Source organism: Aneurinibacillus uraniidurans (genome assembly GCF_028471905.1).
Lineage (GTDB): Bacteria > Bacillota > Bacilli > Aneurinibacillales > Aneurinibacillaceae > Aneurinibacillus > Aneurinibacillus uraniidurans.
Window position 1 is genome coordinate 2,240,745 of the sequence record NZ_CP116902.1, and the last position, 16,968, is coordinate 2,257,712.

14 protein-coding genes are annotated in these 16,968 nt (G+C 45.4%); 4 read left to right on the forward strand and 10 right to left on the reverse strand.

All coding sequences use genetic code 11. The features are described from left to right. The first annotated feature begins 54 nt into the window (after nucleotides 1–54). A complete protein-coding gene (locus PO771_RS11190; protein ID WP_272559753.1) occupies nucleotides 55–834 on the forward strand; it encodes an alpha/beta fold hydrolase in 780 nt (259 codons plus the stop codon). 28 nt (nucleotides 835–862) lie between these two features. Here the strand turns inward: PO771_RS11190 and PO771_RS11195 are convergent, their stop codons facing one another. Together PO771_RS11195 and PO771_RS11200 are read right to left on the reverse strand one after the other, a co-directional pair. Further along, nucleotides 863–2,134, reverse strand: coding sequence for a DHH family phosphoesterase (locus tag PO771_RS11195; RefSeq protein ID WP_272559754.1), 1,272 nt, complete (start codon nucleotides 2,132–2,134; stop codon nucleotides 863–865). A gap of 66 nt (nucleotides 2,135–2,200) precedes the next feature. Then, the gene (locus PO771_RS11200) at nucleotides 2,201–3,142 is read right to left on the reverse strand and encodes a DMT family transporter (protein ID WP_272559755.1); all 942 of its coding nucleotides are present in this window, start codon (nucleotides 3,140–3,142) and stop codon (nucleotides 2,201–2,203) included. A 161-nt stretch (nucleotides 3,143–3,303) separates the two neighbouring features. Between PO771_RS11200 and pdxR the strand changes: the two genes are divergently transcribed. After that, nucleotides 3,304–4,722, forward strand: a complete 1,419-nt coding sequence (gene pdxR / locus PO771_RS11205; protein ID WP_272559756.1) for a MocR-like pyridoxine biosynthesis transcription factor PdxR — start codon at nucleotides 3,304–3,306, stop codon at nucleotides 4,720–4,722. Between the two features lie 78 nt (nucleotides 4,723–4,800). Here the strand turns inward: pdxR and PO771_RS11210 are convergent, their stop codons facing one another. Continuing rightward, complete coding sequence (locus tag PO771_RS11210; RefSeq protein WP_272559757.1) at nucleotides 4,801–5,334, reverse strand: histidine phosphatase family protein; 534 nt, start codon at nucleotides 5,332–5,334, stop codon at nucleotides 4,801–4,803. Nucleotides 5,335–5,543: 209 nt separating this feature from the next. Here PO771_RS11210 and PO771_RS11215 point away from each other — a divergent pair, with 209 nt between their 5' ends. Further along, nucleotides 5,544–6,143 carry a TetR/AcrR family transcriptional regulator gene (locus tag PO771_RS11215; RefSeq protein WP_272559758.1) on the forward strand — a complete coding sequence of 200 codons (600 nt, stop codon included), beginning with the start codon at nucleotides 5,544–5,546 and terminating at the stop codon, nucleotides 6,141–6,143. Between the two features lie 45 nt (nucleotides 6,144–6,188). Here PO771_RS11215 and fumC read toward each other — a convergent pair whose 3' ends face one another. The 3 genes from fumC to serC form a co-directional block, all read right to left on the reverse strand. Continuing rightward, complete coding sequence (gene fumC, locus PO771_RS11220) at nucleotides 6,189–7,577, reverse strand: class II fumarate hydratase (protein WP_272559759.1); 1,389 nt, start codon at nucleotides 7,575–7,577, stop codon at nucleotides 6,189–6,191. Between the two features lie 136 nt (nucleotides 7,578–7,713). Next, nucleotides 7,714–9,255, reverse strand: a complete 1,542-nt coding sequence (locus tag PO771_RS11225; RefSeq protein WP_272559760.1) for a class I adenylate-forming enzyme family protein — start codon at nucleotides 9,253–9,255, stop codon at nucleotides 7,714–7,716. Nucleotides 9,256–9,443: 188 nt separating this feature from the next. Then, nucleotides 9,444–10,544, reverse strand: a complete 1,101-nt coding sequence (gene serC, locus PO771_RS11230; protein WP_272559761.1) for a 3-phosphoserine/phosphohydroxythreonine transaminase — start codon at nucleotides 10,542–10,544, stop codon at nucleotides 9,444–9,446. A gap of 298 nt (nucleotides 10,545–10,842) precedes the next feature. On the opposite strand from serC, the gene PO771_RS11235 reads away from it, so the two are divergent. Then, nucleotides 10,843–11,949: a deoxyribonuclease IV gene (locus PO771_RS11235; protein ID WP_272559762.1), complete on the forward strand. Its 1,107-nt coding sequence runs from the start codon at nucleotides 10,843–10,845 to the stop codon at nucleotides 11,947–11,949. Nucleotides 11,950–12,015: 66 nt separating this feature from the next. On the opposite strand, the gene PO771_RS11240 is transcribed toward PO771_RS11235, so the two are convergent. The 4 genes from PO771_RS11240 to PO771_RS11255 all read right to left on the reverse strand — a co-directional run bounded on the left by PO771_RS11240 (nucleotide 12,016) and on the right by PO771_RS11255 (nucleotide 16,887). Further along, nucleotides 12,016–12,477: a DUF4871 domain-containing protein gene (locus tag PO771_RS11240; RefSeq protein ID WP_272559763.1), complete on the reverse strand. Its 462-nt coding sequence runs from the start codon at nucleotides 12,475–12,477 to the stop codon at nucleotides 12,016–12,018. A gap of 15 nt (nucleotides 12,478–12,492) precedes the next feature. Then, entirely contained in the window at nucleotides 12,493–13,377 is an 885-nt protein-coding gene (locus tag PO771_RS11245) for a YitT family protein (RefSeq protein ID WP_272559764.1), read from the reverse strand. Nucleotides 13,378–13,479: 102 nt separating this feature from the next. Continuing rightward, complete coding sequence (locus tag PO771_RS11250; protein ID WP_272559765.1) at nucleotides 13,480–14,214, reverse strand: C40 family peptidase; 735 nt, start codon at nucleotides 14,212–14,214, stop codon at nucleotides 13,480–13,482. A gap of 252 nt (nucleotides 14,215–14,466) precedes the next feature. Continuing rightward, complete coding sequence (locus PO771_RS11255; protein WP_272563146.1) at nucleotides 14,467–16,887, reverse strand: U32 family peptidase; 2,421 nt, start codon at nucleotides 16,885–16,887, stop codon at nucleotides 14,467–14,469. Between the last annotated feature and the right edge of the window lie 81 nt (nucleotides 16,888–16,968).

A 16,968-nucleotide genomic window follows, 5' to 3' on the forward strand; every position in this document is an offset into this window, starting at 1 on the left:
ATACTTCTTTCTCCGCCAAACTACGAACACGTATTGGATTAGGAGGATCTGGTTATGGCATATGTAGAAGTGAATGGGGTTTCCCTGCACTATGAAATAAGAGGGAACGGAACTCCACTTATTTTGATTCATCCCCCTGTACTTAGCAGCGCCAATTTCCGCTATCAGCTCGATGAATTAGCAAAATATTTTACCGTGATTGTGTTTGATATACGCGGGCATGGAAAAAGCCAGCCCTCTGTGCAGACAATTACGTATCCGCTTATTGTCGAAGATATTAAGGGAATTATGAATCATCTTCACATCGAAAAGGCATTCATATGCGGCTATTCAACAGGTGGGTCGATCGCTCTTGAGTTTTTGCTAACAGCTCCTGAACGGTCTCAAGGCGGAATTCTTGTTGGCGGGATATCAGAAGTAAACAACCGACGATTACGAAATCTGATTTCCCTCGCTGTTGCCCTTGCCGGTGCCGGAGCAATTCCTGCGCTAGCCTGCTCCATTTCCTGGAGCAACGCTGACACAATGGAAACGTTTCGGGAATTACTTAAAGATGCCAAAAAAGCGGATAAAAGAAATGCGGAACAATATTATCGATACAGCCTAACGTATAACTGTACGGATCAGCTGCGAACCATCCCTTTTCCTCTCCTGCTCGTATACGGAGAAGATGATACACCTTTTCACTCATATGGAAGACTGATTCATGACAATGTCGCTCATAGCAAATTTGTCCTGATCCCGAACGTAAAACACCAGATTCCAACAAAAAAGCATGTGGAATTAAATCATCTCATCAAACAATTTATTTTGAAGCAAAAAGGACAGAACTAGTTGATTCTGCCCTTTTTCGTTTTGTGATTTAGTGCGGCAGGATTGTGCTTTCCCCTTCGTATCCATTGTAAACCGACAGAATGAAAGCGGAACTTTCATCGTCTTGTTCAGTCGGCACAGCCTTTGTGAGCAGGTTGTGTTCCTTTAAATAGGCAATAAACACTTCATCCCGAACAAGCCAGGCAGCGTGATTTCGTTTGACAAATCGTTCCGCCTCTTCAAAGGATAAGAACGGCTTAGACCTTTTTGTCCCATTTTCCTCTATAACCCATTTATCTTCTCCAAGCGGATAAATGAAAAACGTATCCTCCTGCCTGTTCTCATATAAAGAGCCATGTCTGGACCCTTTGCAGTTATGAACATTTTTAAAGGCATCTGCCCTCATCGGCTCAATCTGGAATGGTTCAGCCACATACAGTTGATAAGCTTCCTCTGTCAAGGAACAGCCTGACGCCTTCGCATGACCGCCACCGCCAAACTGCTGAGCGACTGTCGATACATCCACATCATCATGAATGGTGCGGAGGCTGATTTTCTTCCCGCCTACGTTAATGATCGCGATATAATCGAGATGAGTGTTATCTTTCCCTAATTCATTTCCCAGTTCGGAGTGATACGATTCCGCATGCACAATACCAGCGCAGTAGTCCCCGATAAAAGTTTGAACCAGCTCTCTTCGCTTTCTGCGCATATATCGTTCGATTTTACTGTCTTCCATGTCGAGTATTTTTTGCTCAAATTCATCGAAGCTAAAGGGCCCGCCCACAGCGATTTTTTGGATCATTCGCTCTTCGAATTCATCAATTGAAATCATAAAGAAAAGGTCATTCAAACGCTTGGCTTTCGTATTTTCATTTCTGTCCCATTCCCATGTGTCATACTGGCGAACCAGTTCGACAAATTCATTCAATGTCTGAGAAGGTTCGATCAGTTTGTGCTGCGTCAAATATTCGTAAAACAGGGACGTAGCGGAGGCCAGGCGTCCGTCTTCGTATTCAACTTGAACGAGCCCCCAGTCATATCGATTAAAATGAAGCGCTGTTTTATGGTGATCAATCAGTTGCACTCTGCCGCCTTTTTTGACATGCTCATCAAGCCGCTGTTCATTCTGTTCGTTCACGGAAAGATCAGTAATAAACAGACAATCTTCCTTCCGTCCTTTTGCTAAAAAACGTTCAACCTGAAAATCCAGTCCAGCTACGGAGTTGTAGCGGATTTCTACATTTTCTCCGAAAGCGATTTTGGCAATGATCCCGCATCCTACTCCATCAAGGTCGTTATGCGAATATAAACGATACATAGCGTTCCCCCTGTTTTTTTGTGTTAGTATGCGTCCAGGAGGTCGCTTTTAGCCGACAGTGTGAAGCTAATTTATGTTGCTAGTCTCCAGATGGAACTCAGGCTGCTCCTCTTCTTCTCTCGCCAGCAGGATCACCGTCGCTACAATGCAGATCCCCCCGATGATCTGATAAATGCCGAAGGACTGCTTCAGCCATCCGATTGCAGCAATAAACGTGACGAGCGGCTCAATGCTTGATAAAAGTCCTGCCTTGCTCGGTGCTACATAACGCAAGCTCCCGATGTAAAGCAAAAAGGCGAGGATTCCCATTACAACAACGATGGCTACCAGAATCATCATTTTTGTCCCTACTAGCAGTAATGTACCATCTTTTAGTAAGGCGGGATTAATGATACTGATGCCAACTCCGCCAATGAGCATGCCCCAGCCTACAATAACCGACGCCCCCCATTCTTTAATCATTTGTGTAGGACATACCGTGTAATAAGCAAATCCGATCGCCGTCATTGCGCCCCAGAAAATCCCCTCAGAAGATAAGAGGATGCGGTCTGGCGCTCCGTTTGTCACAAGAAAATAGACACCGACTAACGCAGCACACACAGCGGTAGCCTGTATTTTAGTGGGTAGTTTTTTCTGCTGAACCACTGCATAAATCGTAATCAAAACCGGGCCGAGAAACTGAAACAGCGTTGCCGTTACAGCATTGCTTACATCAAGTGTAACGATGAAGGCATACTGCGCTCCGAGCATACCGAGCAGGCCAAAGGCAAGCAAGGGAATAAACTGCCGGGGCTGCTTCCAGATGCTCCAGATGTCTTCTCCCTTCAATCCGAGGTACAGCAAAATAAACAGACCTGCAGTGATCAGGCGTAATGTTAACAGCTCAACTGGTTGAATTTTTGTATGCATAAATAACCACTCAATCACGGGTCCAGACAATCCCCACAATACCATGCTGGCGACGATCATAAGCAGACCGATGTTTTTTTTGTCTTTTAGTTGATTCATCTTGTTCTCCCTCCGTACTCAAATCTGATACTATACATAATATGAATTATTCTCGTTTCACTAGTGTCAGTAAAACGTATTATAGTCCCTCTCTGACATGTAAAGAAGAGTCAGAATTATAAAATCTAATGAGGTCAGATTGTATGACGGAGGTATTTAGTATGATAGAACTTACACCCGTACTGAATAGTAAAAGCCAGACACCGCTTTATGTGCAGCTGTATGAATACATAAAAAAAGAAATTAAAGTCGGCAATATCAGCAGTGGAACGAAGCTGCCTTCCAAACGAAAGCTGGCTTCTTATTTGAAGCTGGGGCAAAATACCGTAGAAGCAGCCTATCATCAGCTTGTGGCGGAAGGCTATATCGAATCAGTCTCTCGTGCAGGCTTTTTTGTCTGTAACGTACAACAAAATGTGCTATACAGCGAGCAAGACACGATCGAACATATAACCAAACCAGATATGAAGCCTGAGAAAGTGTATCAGTTTGATTTTAATCATATCGGTGTTGACGTACATCACTTTCCGTACGCTGTATATCGAAAGCTGATCAACGAGATTGTCCAGCCGGAGAATGCCCCGTTTCTGCTTATTGGACATGCGCAGGGAGAGCTGTCACTACGCACTGAAATTGCTCGCTATTTGTATCAATCAAGAGGAGTTCGCTGTTCTCCCGAACAAATTCTGCTTGGATCAGGAACGCAGTACCTCCTTACTCTGCTCTGCCAGCTAGTCGCGAATAAAGAGTTCGCCATGGAAGATCCGGGATACCATCGAGTTCGGGTTATTCTGGAAAGGAACGGAGTCTCGCTTACTCCTATTCCTTTGGATGAGAACGGAATTGCTGTTTCCCATCTCGAGCAAAGCAGTGCCGATGTTGTGTATGTTACCCCTTCCCATCAGTTTCCCTGCGGTATGGTAATGCCGATCTCAAGAAGAATGCAGCTGCTGCGCTGGGCTGCCCAAAAGGAAGGGCGCTATATTATTGAGGATGATTATGATAGTGAATTTCGCTATACGGGAAAACCTATCCCGTCTCTTCAAGGATTGGATACAGAAGGGAAAGTCATCTATATCAGTACATTTTCCAAGGCGTTGATGCCTTCTTTACGCGTAAGTTATATGGTGCTGCCGATGCCGCTTTTGGAACGCTATCGTCAATCTCATGCTCTGTATACCCAGACTGTTTCCCGTCTGGATCAAGAGATCTTGCGAAAATTTATGGTGAACGGCTACTGGGACAAGCATGTCAATAAGATGCGGATTTTGTACCGAAAAAAAAGAGACACGCTCGTTTCTTCTCTTCTCCGCTTCTTTCCGGAAAATACGGAGATCATCGGCCAGGATTCAGGGCTGCATATTTTGCTGCGTGTGAACAATGGGATGTCGGAAGAGGAACTGTTGAGCAGTGCCGCACAAAAAGGGATCAAAGTATATCCTGCCTCGATTTATTATGCGGACCAAAAAAGCCAACGTTCCTCTCCCATGATCGTGCTCGGCTTTGCTACCTTGACAGAAGAAGAAATAAAAGCAGCCATTCCTCTGCTATATGAAGCTTATTTTTCTACCTCTACCTGAAGTCCATCAGGGAAAATCAAAACATAAAAGCCGAAATACAGCATTTTTTTGCAACAGCGGAGTCCTTTATATCATCTGTTATTTTTCGAATACATATAGTTTGCCGTTTTCAGGGGTTTTAAAGGACTCTCCTATAAATCCTCGCTTCATAAGCTCTTTCCTCATATACATCATAAGTGCCGCATGGCTGACGATCAGAACATTTCCGTCCCCTTCTTGCATGGCCTCGTCAAGAACAATTCGGATTCGCTTTTTAGCCTCTGCAATGTCTTTTTTTGTTTTCGGATTGATGAGCTGCGACATGCGTATTAGAATCGCCCAGACAAGAAAGGGAAGCTTCACATTCGACTTGAAATCAGGCAGCGGAATTTCACGCAGCTGACTGGTGACAGCGATCGGGCCAGCATAAATTTTTGTCGCTGTTTGCGCCGCTCTCGGCATATCACTGGAAAAACAGGCCGTCCATTCAACATCACTCAGATTCACTTCCCCTTCTTCGATCTCCGCTTCGTCATATTCTTTGAACCATTGAACAAGCTCTTGTTTTGTTAGCCACATTTTTTCCGGAAATCCTTTTGTTACTTTAAAATGTCGTACCAGGCCGATTTTCATGTTCTTTACTCCTTCTCCTTTGTTTTGGAAGTAATCATTTCTTTTTATATGACTAATTTTATTTTTATAGTCATGTAATTGACAAAAGAAAAGACTGTGAGGTCCACAGCCCAATTCTTTACTTTCATTCGCTTGCTTGTTAAAATTAGTATAAATATTATATGACTATACGTCTATAAAAAGTCATATTTTTTTCGTAGGAGTATTCTATGCCTAAATTCACCGAAGCAGAGAAAGCACAAATCCACCAGTGCTTATTAACCAAGGGAAAAGAACTGTTCAGTAAGTACGGGCTTGCAAAAACAAGCATTGATGACATTGTCCTCGCCTGCGGAATTGCAAAAGGATCATTTTATAAGTTTTTTTCGTCAAAAGAAGAATTGTATTATGTAATTTTGCGGCACGAAGAGAAAATCAGAGAGCAAGTGCTAGGAGAACTTCTCCGAGAGGATCTTTCCCCGAAAGAACTGCTTACCTCTTTTTTCAAAAAATCACTTCAGCTAGTCGATGAAAATCCATTCCTGCAGCTTATGTTTCAGGAAGGTGAATATGAACGCATTGTCCGGAAACTCCCTCCTCATCTGAGACAGGAGACCGCTCAAGAAGATGTTGAAAAAGGAATGCAGGCGGTTGTCATGCTTATGCAGCGCGGTGTTCTGCGCGAAGAGGACCCGAATGTGATCGTTGGTGTGATTAAGGCAATTATGATGATACGGCTGCATAAAGAAAAGATTGGCGCAGATATATTTCCAGATGTTATGAATCAAGTCATTGAGCATGTAGTTGCAGGGTTAGCGGTAGAAAGATAAAGATGAGAAAAAAGCGGAAAAGGCGGGCACCTTCTCCGCTTTTTTTCACTCTTTTGGATGAATCATCTGTTCTGGCCGCACAATTTGATCGAACTGTTCTTCTGTTAGCAAATTTGTTTTGATCGCGGCTTCTTTGAGTGTTAAACCTTCTTTGTGCGCGAGCTTCGCGATTGCCGCTGCATTCTCGTATCCGATATGAGGATTTAACGCTGTAACAAGCATGAGTGATCTTTCTAGGTTACGTGTTAGTACCTCAATGTTTGGCTCTATGCCCACGGCACAATGATCGGTAAAGGACACCATTGCATCAGCAAGCAGTCTCGCAGATTGCAGGAAGTCATAAATAATCACAGGCTTGAACACATTCAACTCGAAATTCCCCTGGCTGGCTGCAAATCCGATCGTCGCATCGTTCCCCATAATCTGGCAGGCTACCATGGTAACCGCTTCGCTTTGCGTCGGATTGACCTTACCCGGCATAATCGAGCTGCCCGGCTCATTCGCCGGAATGGTGATTTCACCAATTCCGCTGCGCGGCCCGCTTGCCAGCCAGCGGACATCGTTGGCGATTTTCATCAAATCGGCTGCCAGCGCTTTGAAAGCCCCATGTACATAGACGATCGCATCATGGCTCGTTAAGGCGTGAAACTTGTTTTCGGCAGACAGAAACGTTTTGTTCGTCAGCTTGCTAATCTCGTCGGCTACCATCTCGCCAAATTTAGGATGAGCATTAATGCCCGTGCCGACTGCAGTTCCGCCAATGGCCAGCTCTCGTAAGGACTCCATACTTTCTGTAATCATCTTTTCGCTTTTCGCAAGCATAGCGTACCAGCCGCTTACTTCCTGTCCGAGTGTCAACGGGGTAGCATCTTGTAAGTGAGTACGCCCAATTTTAATAATGTCTGTAAACTCTTCTGATTTTTTATGAAGCACGTCTTTTAATTTGACTAAGGCAGGCAATACGTGGTCTTCGATCGCGACTACTCCAGCGATGTGCATGGCAGTAGGAAACGTATCGTTTGAGCTTTGTGATTTATTTACGTCATCGTTCGGATGAATGCGCTGGCTGCTGCCGCTTTGTTCTAGCAGCTGGTTTGCACGATGAGCGATCACTTCATTTACATTCATATTTGACTGCGTACCGCTTCCTGTCTGCCAGACGACAAGCGGAAAATGTTCATCCCATTTTCCTTCCACTATTTCATCTGCGGCTTTCATAATCACTTCTGCCTTATCGGCTGCTAATTTCCCAAGCTTCTGATTCGTTTGGGCTGCGCTTTTTTTTAGAATAGCAAAGGCACGAATCAACTCCAGCGGCATTCTTTCAGTGCCGATTTTGAAATTCTGGCTGCTGCGCTGTGTCTGAGCTCCCCAGAGTTTGTCTGCTGGCACCTTGATTTCTCCTAGTGTATCTTTTTCAATTCTGAACTCCATGGTACATCCTCCTTTAGCATGATCTCTTTAACTCCTGTGATTTTGCCCATTTTTTTGCTTTTTGAATCAACAAAAAAGAAGCGAGCTGGATTGTTTTCCGACTCGCTTCTTCCTCTACTTCTATGTGCTGTATGGATTAGATTTTTACGTTTTGATTTTCCCAGTAGACGTCGCGCAGTACTGTTTTGAGAATTTTACCGGAAGGATTGCGCGGAAGTTCGTCTACAAAGTCTACCGATTTCGGTTTTTTATATCCGGCTAACTTCCCTTCACAATAGTGAATGACTTCTTCAGCAGTAAGAGACTCTCCTTTTCGCGCCACAACGATAGCTTTTACAGATTCTCCCCAGACCGGATCTGGCACACCAATTACGGCAACCTCGAGAATTTGCGGATGAGCGTATAGTACCTCCTCGATTTCACGCGGATAAATGTTAACACCGCCGCTGATCAGCATATCTTTTTTGCGATCAACGATGTAATAAAATCCTTCTTCATCCTGAATGGCCATATCTCCTACGGTGAAAAAGCCGTTAAAGAACGAAGTCGCATCCGCTTCTGGATTTTTGTAGTAACCATCTAATAAGTACGGAGCCTTGAAATACAGCTCCCCTACCTCACCCTGCGCGACAGGCTCTTTATCCTCGTCTAAAATCAAGCATTCCACAAACGGGAACGGATGCCCTACGCAGCGTTCTTTCCGACGGATATCCCCGGGCTTAATGTTAAGCGTAATGGCACTTTCCGTCGAACCATAAAACTCATGCAGGTCAGCCCCGTTGAAAAAGTCGAGAATCTCCAGCTTCGTCTGTGTTGGAAGCGGCGAACCAGCCGAGATAAGCACACGCATGGAGGAAATATCATATTTATCCTGTATGTCCTTATCTGCGTGAAGCAGAAAGTTATACATCGTAGGAGCCAGGAATGTGTTGGTGATGCGATAGCGTTCAATATCAGCAAGCACCTGCTCGGCATCAAATGCTTCATGAATCACGAGCGTACCGCCTACAAGCAGCTGCATGACAAGGAAAATCCACGGTGCTGCATGGTAAATTGGCCCAGCTACGAGATGAATGTCAGCTTCGTCAATTTTGTATTCATAAGCAGCTGTCATTCCGGTAAGCAAGCGGGAACGGTGCGAGATGACAACCCCTTTTGGCTTGCCTGTTGTACCGGATGTATAACCAATGTAGAATGTGTCTTTTTCCTCTACGTCTGCTTCCGGCTCATGTTCCTGACCTGATGCGACAAATGCTTCATACTCTGTCATTGTGTCAGTAGACGAACCATCGACGATGAGAAACGTGTCCAACTGTGGAAGCTGTGGCAGAATGCTTTCTATTGTTTCCGCATATTCGGCTGAAACGATACATCCCCGACTGTCCGAATTTCGTATAATATAGTCAATTTCCAGTCCAACCAGGCGATAGTTAATCGGAACAATCACGACACCGATTTTTGACAGACCGGTAATAAGTTCAACGTAAGCAGCATGATTTTTCATCATAACGGCTACTTTGTCACCTTTTGTATAGCCACGCTCCAAGAAAGCGTTTGCAATCTTGTTAGCGCGAGTATTCAATTCATGATAAGTAAGCGTTTGATTTCGAAAGATAACAGCAGGCTTAGCACTGTATTTTTGCGTGTTTTGTTTCATGATCGTACCGAATGTCAGCATTCTCTCCACCCTTTTCGTCTAGTTGTATTATTTAGAAAAGTATATCATTTTTTTCTTCATAAAGTAAGAGGAAAAGCTGTTTCACTGATTTACGATACAACCTCTCCCTCATCTTTACTTGCAGACACAAAAAATAGAAGGGGCCCGAATCAGATACGATATCGGGCCCCTTCTATTTTTTATAATTATTAGCTGTTTTTCTTCTGGAACTCAACCATGAATTCGCTCAGCGCTTTACATGCTTCATACGGTACAGCGTTGTATGTGGATGCACGGCATCCGCCAACAGAACGGTGACCATTCAGACCAACGAAGCCTGCTGCTTTTGCTTCAGCAAGGAACTGTTTCTCCAATTCTTCATCACCAACGCGGAACGTAATGTTCATCAGGGAACGGCTGTCTTTTTCCGCATGACCACGGTAGAAGCCATTGCTTGCGTCGATTACATCATAGATAAGAGCTGCTTTCTCTTGATTGCGCTTCGTAATCACTTCGAGTCCGCCCTGCTCTTTTGCCCATTCCAGTACGAGGCCAAGCATATAAATGCCAAATGTCGGCGGTGTGTTATACAGGGAATTGTTCTTCACGTGCGTATCATAGCGCAGCATTGTTGGCACGTTCTCTGTGTTCGCACGTGCGAGTAGATCGTCACGAACGATAGCAACCGTTACGCCAGATGGACCAAGGTTTTTCTGTGCGCCCGCATAAATCATCGCGAACTTGCTTACATCAACCGGATGCGACATAATATCGCTTGACATATCTGCAATAAGCGGAATATCACCTGTATCCGGGAATTCAAACCATTCAGTACCAAAGATTGTATTGTTTGACGTGATGTGAACATACGCCGTATTGTCTTCAAATGTCAGCTCATCCAGTTTTGGAATGCGATTATGATTTGTCTCTTTGGATGTGAACGGCACATATGTATCGCCGAACATTTTCGCTTCTTTGTTCGCTTTCTCAGACCATGCGCCTGTCAGCACATACGCTGCCTTCTGGTCTGCCGGAAGAAAGTTCATCGGCACCATAGCAAACTGTGTGCTCGCACCACCCTGTAGGAATAGTACCTGATAGTTATCTGGAATGTTCATCAGTTCTTTCAGGTTGGCAATCGCCTGGTTGTGCACATTCTCATACGCCGGGCTGCGATGGCTCAGCTCCATAACGGACATACCTGTGCCCTGGAAATCCACCAATTCTTTTTGAGCTTTTTCCAGAACTTCAAGCGGCAGTGCAGATGGACCTGCGTTAAAGTTGTACGCGCGCTGTGCCTTTGTTAACATGATTCTCACTCCTTATATGATTGCGAAACTTTTCCTTTATCCTACACCTAATCCCGCAAAAAGAAAAGACATGTTTTCATAATTTCTAAAAAACATCCGGAAATGTTCACAAAACCACCTTTTTATCTCCTAAAAAAAGGTGGAATTTCACTTAAAACCGAACATTAAACAAGAATCAGCTTTATATATCAGTCTTTTCTGTTCATTCCGCTTCTTTTATTTTAAACGAAAAATAGCATTATATGTGTACATCGCTGTTTTTTTGCTACAATTAGTATAGCAAAGGAGTGAACAGGTTGTGAAAATTGGGTCTCACGTTTCGTTTTCAAAGAAAGGATTATTGAATGCGGTAGAGGAAGCAATTAGATATGGCTCCACCTCATTCATGGTATATACAGGTGCGCCACAAAATACGCGCCGCAAACCAATGGAAGAACAATATGTCGACGAAGGGCTAGCCCTGATGCAGAAGCACGGCATTGAGGAGATTGTGGTCCACGCTCCTTACATCATTAATCTCGGTTCGTACAAGCCAGATACATTCGAGCTTGCCGTTACCTTTCTCGCTGAAGAAATTCGCCGGGCCGAATACATCGGTGTTCAAAACATTGTGCTTCACCCCGGCGCTTATACCGATAAAGATGCGGAATACGGAATCAATCGCATTGCGGAAGGGCTAAACGAGGTCCTACATAGCGGCCAGACCGCAAAAATCGCGCTTGAGACGATGGCGGGAAAAGGCTCGGAAATCGGTCGCTCATTTGAGGAGCTTGCGGCAATTATCGATAAGGTAAAGCTGAATGATAAACTCTCGATCTGTTTTGATACATGCCATACGCATGATGCTGGCTATGATATTGTGAACGACTTCGATGGTGTCATGGAGCAATTTGACCGCCTGATCGGTGTTGACCGCATTGGTGTTTTCCATCTTAATGACAGCAAAAACTTCCGGGGCGCAGGTAAAGATCGGCATGCGCCGCTCGGTTCTGGCTTGATTGGGTTTGATGCGATCCACTACATTGCTCATCATGAGGCTGCCAAAAATAAGCCTGTCATTCTCGAAACACCGTGGATTGGCAAAAACAAAAACGATCAGTCCCCGATGTATGAAGCCGAAATCGCATTATTGCGCGGAACAATCGAAGAACGATTTGACGGGGCATTTCTCGAAGATGTAGAACGACTGCGCTCATTTTTTGCTCAGGAGGATATGGATCGTCGTACGTTCATCGTGCAGAACTGGGAACGCCTACAAGATAAGAAGGCGAAGAAAGAAGACTCTCGTGAGCCGCTCGAATTGTTGTTTGACCAGGTTGTTGAAGCCGACGTACTGCCAGGTGCATCTGAAGAAGGAATAAACAAACGCCTGATTGCCTGGCTTTCCGGTATCATCGAAAAATAGCAGCCAATGCTATATAATAAAGGCCCTGAATGATGAACACCTCATCATCCAGGGCCTTTCCTGTCTTTATTTCACTGCGAGCACAATATCTCCCCGCTTTTTTCCTTCTACGTACACCGTAAGCACCCAGGTGCCCGCATGTGGAAACAGAAGCGGAACTTTTCCCTGGGCCGCTGCAATCGAGGAAGACATCTCGGTAAGCTTCGCGGTTCTTTCCGGCAGCTTTTCTCCGGTAGCGGTCTGCACCCCGGAAATTTTAACTATTTTTCCGACCAACTCCTCTTTCTTCCCCCAGAAAAACAGCGTATGTTCCCGTTCCTTTCCTACGGTAATAGGTGCTTCGACAATTCCAACATTTCCTTTTTCTCCGCGCATGAAATATTGCGCCTTCCGCACCCGAATCACCCAGGAAGAAGCATCCCCCTTCTCGATTGTCTCCTTGCCAAGCATTTGTGCTTTCTCTTCAGGCGGTGCCAGAATAAAAGCGACGGCTGCAATAAGTCCAAGTATGAGTATGATATATCGCATCGTATCATCCCGCCTTTAGTGAATATTTTTCTTTTTAAAGTTCCCCCCTCGTACATCGTTAATCGCACCTACTGCAAGGAATGCATGTGGATCCGTGTCTTCAATAATGGATTTCAGTTTCGCTTCCTCCAGCCTTGTAATTACACAAAAAATCACTTGTTTACGCTCTCCTGTATAGGCGCCTTCCCCGTTCAAATACGTAACACCACGCCCGAGACGTGCGAGAAGCGCGTCCCCGATCTCTCTATGCATTTCACTAATAATCCATACCGCACGCGATTCATCCAGACCCTGGATGGTAACATCAATCATTTTAAACGCGATATAGTAGGCGATAAGGGAATACATGGCCCGTTCCCAGCCGAACACAAAGCCAGCGCTTCCGAGAATGAAAATATTAAAAAACATGACCGTTTCACCAACTGATAGCGGAAGCCGTTTATTAAACACAACGGCAACAATCTCGGTTCCATCAAGTGAGCCCCCGAAACGAATCACCATTCCCACGCCAATTCCAAGAATAATCCCACCAAACACCGCAGCCAGCAGAGGGTCCTCTGTTAGTTCCGGTACCGGGTGGAGAATGCTGGTGCCAATTGACATAATGACAATTCCGAACAACGTCGACAGCGCAAACGTTTTTCCGATTTGCTTATATCCCATAAACAAGAATGGCAAGTTCAATACAAATAAGAACACGCCCAACTGCACGTTGGTAAGATGAGACAAAATGATCGAAATCCCGACAATGCCTCCGTCAATGATATTGTTCGGGACAAGAAAAATCTCTAGTCCAACCGACACGAGTGCGGCTCCGAGAAAAATAAACAGCGCCCGCTTGAGCAAATTCCATTTACTAAGTTTTTTATGAGTCCTTTTTTCTACTTGTGCGTATTCCATACTATTCCCCCTTTATTTGTAGATATTTTTATTTTATCATATTTATCTATTGTTTTTTAGAAAAAAAAGAACTACCGATTAGTCGGTAGTTCCTGATTTACGTTAAAAAACCCGTTTTGCACCATAATACGTATAATTTTTTAAATACCAGTCTAAGTCGTCGACCCGAACGCTTTTGGTAGCTGCATGCGCCATCTTGTTATCTCCAACATAAATGCCCACATGTGTAATAGTGCCCTTCTTATCAGCATCAAAAAACAGTAAGTCTCCCGGCTCAAGCGGTGCGTCTGCATCCACAGCCTCTCCTGTGGTAAATTGAGCCTGCGATGTACGCGGAAGCTGTACCCCCATCTCTGCGAATACATAGGAAGTGAACCCGCTGCAATCAAATCCGTCTGTCGTCGTGCCACCCCACTTGTACGGGGTGCCGAGCAACGGTTCAATAACCCCACTTATTTCGGTAGGATGTGCTGGTTTTTTCGCTTCTTCTTTTATTGTTGGCTGTGCAGTTGCTACCTTAATTGTTGTTTTTGTGTCCGAGCTGCTTGACGTAACAGAACTAACGCTCGTTTTGCCCACTGCTACATAACTAGTTGTAGGTTCCTTGCTGGCGCTTCGACTTGTAGCGACCGTTCTATTAGGAATCTCTAGTACTTGTCCAGCTTTAATCGCATCTGTCTGCAGGCTATTTTTCTGCTTTAATGCCGCAACTGATACACCGAAGCGCTTACTTATGCTATATAATGTATCGCTTTTTCCAACGGTATAAGGAGCTGCCGCAACGGGAGATGCGAATGCTATCGATAAAATAAGTCCTAGTGCTATTTGTCTTTTCATATGTAATCACCGCCCCAAACTGTTTTTCCAATCTGGTACATTATTCACAACTTATATATGTATGCATGCATATCATTGCTTATGTTTTTATTTTAACGGGTACTTTCGTCTATGGGTACATTTTTTTTTGAAATATCCCATATTTACATCTTAATTCCTATTTTTATTTTCTGTTTTTTTGTGATAAACCTAGAACATTATACCCACAAAAAAAAGGCAGGAGATATGTCTCCCCTACCTTTTCTACTACCTCTATTTGATAAGCTGTCCGCGTGTGACACCAAGCTGATTCGTCGCCTTTAGCTCGCGCCATACGCTCGTACCGCTCCGTTTCCCGCTCAGTGCTTCCCGATACAAGCATAAAACGTGCTGTACCTGATCTGCATCTTCCTCCAGGAATTCTACCCGATAACGGCGAACTCCAAGTTCGAGGAAGTTTGGCAAATATTCAGCCCCTGACTGTTCAATCGCATTGTATACCGTGTTACGACAGCCTACATCGACACGAACTGGATGCGACATCCCAATTCGATCCTGCAGCGATACACGGTGGCTTTCACATGGACGTCCGCAGTTCGTATAGTCAGTTCCTTCACTTAAGAAAGTACAATATACGCAGTGCTCAGTATGGAACATCGGCAGATGCTGATGAATCACAAGCTCCATTTGACTTGTATCTGCTACCGCTAGCATATCGACCATCTGCTGAATATTTAAGTCATACGAAGGGGTAATCCAAGTCAGTCCGTTCTCAGCAAACACTTCTACCGCCTTATGATTGGCCACATTTAATGAGAAATCACCAAACAGCGGCAGTTCGACCCCTGCTTGACGATAATATGAGAGCGCTCCTAGATTGCGCACTAAAATCGCATCTGGCCCTGCTTTTACGATGCTATTTAGCACACCGTTCTCACCTGGCATATGAATGCGCGGCGTCGAGAGCGCAATGCGTTTGCCGTGATCATGGGCAATCTGCACAGCTTCTGGATAGTCCCGCGTAAATTCAAAATCAGCATATACATACTCCACATCTGCTGCAGCTGCCGCTCGCACCTGCTCCACTGTGCGACAAAGCGCAACGAGTTCCGGATCATGTTGTGCTGCGTTTGTCTGTGCAACTGCTTGCTGCACACTCGCTTCTTTACGTGCATACACACGCGGCTTCTGGCGCTGCTCCATCAACTGCTCCACCGCATCCCGACGCATGCGATTCAACTCTTTAACCGGAACAATTACCTCACCTGCAAGCTCCATATCAAGCGCGTGCAATTCATAGATCGTCCCGCCAAGTCGACCCCACTGCTCTGCTAGATAATCCTGACTAAGCGGACGCTTCATCGCTTTTTCCAGGTTCATCTCAGAAGTAACAGTTACGCGGTTTCCGGTATTTTCATCGATCCACTCAGCCGTAAGTGGTGTTCCTTCTTGTCCACGTACACTTACGGTCAGCGGGAACAGACGATACGGTTGGTCCGTTTCAAACGTTTTCCGCAGACGGCGATCAAGCTCTGGATCGTTCGTTTTCCAGATCTTGTCCCCTACCTGTACACGGCGCAGCTTCACATCATTCCGACCCGGTACAATCTCAATTCGGCCTTGTTCGACTTCACCCTCGACCTTGCGCCCGTTTCTACGCAGATCGTATACGCGCCCACCTTCTTCTTTCTCCTGCGGGTGGCCCGCATCGAACACGATGCCGTCCCCGCGCTTTAGCGGTGCTTCCAGGTCGCAAAGCACAGCATCTTTCAACACTTTTTTAACCGTTCCGAGATACACACCCCGGCTTTTTGGAAATGTACCATCGACGAGCTTTTTATTGTTGGTTCCTTCGAGGAATCCATGCGTAAAGCCGCGGCTGAAGCTTTGCTGCAATTCCCGCACTTCGCGATCAGACGGCGTGTAGTCTTTCCCTTCAAAGTACGCATCGATGGCGCGGCGATATTTGCTCACCACGTTCGCTACGTATTCCGGTGTTTTCATCCGACCTTCAATTTTAAAGGAGCTGACGCCCGCTTCAATTAAGTCTGGAATCAGGTCAATCGCCGCCAAATCCTTCGGTGACAGCAAATAAGCAACATTACCCATCTCTTTTTGTTCGCCATCAACCATCAGATCATACGGCAGGCGACATGCCTGCGCACATTCTCCTCGGTTCGCAGACCGTCCGCCCCACATCTCGGATGTTAGGCACTGGCCAGAGTAGGATACACAGAGCGCTCCGTGTACGAACACTTCAAGCGGCGTGTTAGTTTTTCCAGCAATGGTGCGGATTTGCTTCAAATTGTTCTCGCGTCCAAGCACAACAATCTCCATGCCGTACTGTGACGCGAACTCAACCGCCTCCGGTGATGTAATCGTCATCTGAGTAGAACCGTGAATCGGGAAGTCCGGTGACATCTCCCGAATTGCTTTGACAAGACCGAAGTCCTGCACAATTACTGCATCTACCCCTGCATTCATACAGGCATCGACGAGTTCACGTGCGTCTTTCAGCTCGTTCTCAAACACTAAAATATTAAACGTCAAATAGCCTTTTACACCATACGTGTGCAAATAAGCCATAATCTCCGGCAAATCATCCACCCGAAAATTATCAGCCCGAGCCCGGGCATTAAATTTTTCCACTCCAAAAAATATCGCATCGGCGCCATTCACTACGGCAGCCTTCATGCACTCCCAATTACCTGCGGGAGCGAGAAGTTCGACGCTATTTCTCGTAATCGCAGTCACTTTCTGTTCATCCTTCCTGCG

Coding starts and splice junctions, on each gene's coding strand:
- PO771_RS11190 (WP_272559753.1), top strand. CDS start 55: ATGGCATATGTAGAAGTGAATGGGGTTTCCCTGCACTATGAAATAAGA.
- PO771_RS11195 (WP_272559754.1), bottom strand. CDS start 2,134: ATGTATCGTTTATATTCGCATAACGACCTTGATGGAGTAGGATGCGGG.
- PO771_RS11200 (WP_272559755.1), bottom strand. CDS start 3,142: ATGAATCAACTAAAAGACAAAAAAAACATCGGTCTGCTTATGATCGTC.
- pdxR (WP_272559756.1), top strand. CDS start 3,304: ATGATAGAACTTACACCCGTACTGAATAGTAAAAGCCAGACACCGCTT.
- PO771_RS11210 (WP_272559757.1), bottom strand. CDS start 5,334: ATGAAAATCGGCCTGGTACGACATTTTAAAGTAACAAAAGGATTTCCG.
- PO771_RS11215 (WP_272559758.1), top strand. CDS start 5,544: ATGCCTAAATTCACCGAAGCAGAGAAAGCACAAATCCACCAGTGCTTA.
- fumC (WP_272559759.1), bottom strand. CDS start 7,577: ATGGAGTTCAGAATTGAAAAAGATACACTAGGAGAAATCAAGGTGCCA.
- PO771_RS11225 (WP_272559760.1), bottom strand. CDS start 9,255: ATGCTGACATTCGGTACGATCATGAAACAAAACACGCAAAAATACAGT.
- serC (WP_272559761.1), bottom strand. CDS start 10,544: ATGTTAACAAAGGCACAGCGCGCGTACAACTTTAACGCAGGTCCATCT.
- PO771_RS11240 (WP_272559763.1), bottom strand. CDS start 12,477: ATGCGATATATCATACTCATACTTGGACTTATTGCAGCCGTCGCTTTT.
- PO771_RS11245 (WP_272559764.1), bottom strand. CDS start 13,377: ATGGAATACGCACAAGTAGAAAAAAGGACTCATAAAAAACTTAGTAAA.
- PO771_RS11250 (WP_272559765.1), bottom strand. CDS start 14,214: ATGAAAAGACAAATAGCACTAGGACTTATTTTATCGATAGCATTCGCA.
- PO771_RS11255 (WP_272563146.1), bottom strand. CDS start 16,887: ATGAAGGCTGCCGTAGTGAATGGCGCCGATGCGATATTTTTTGGAGTG.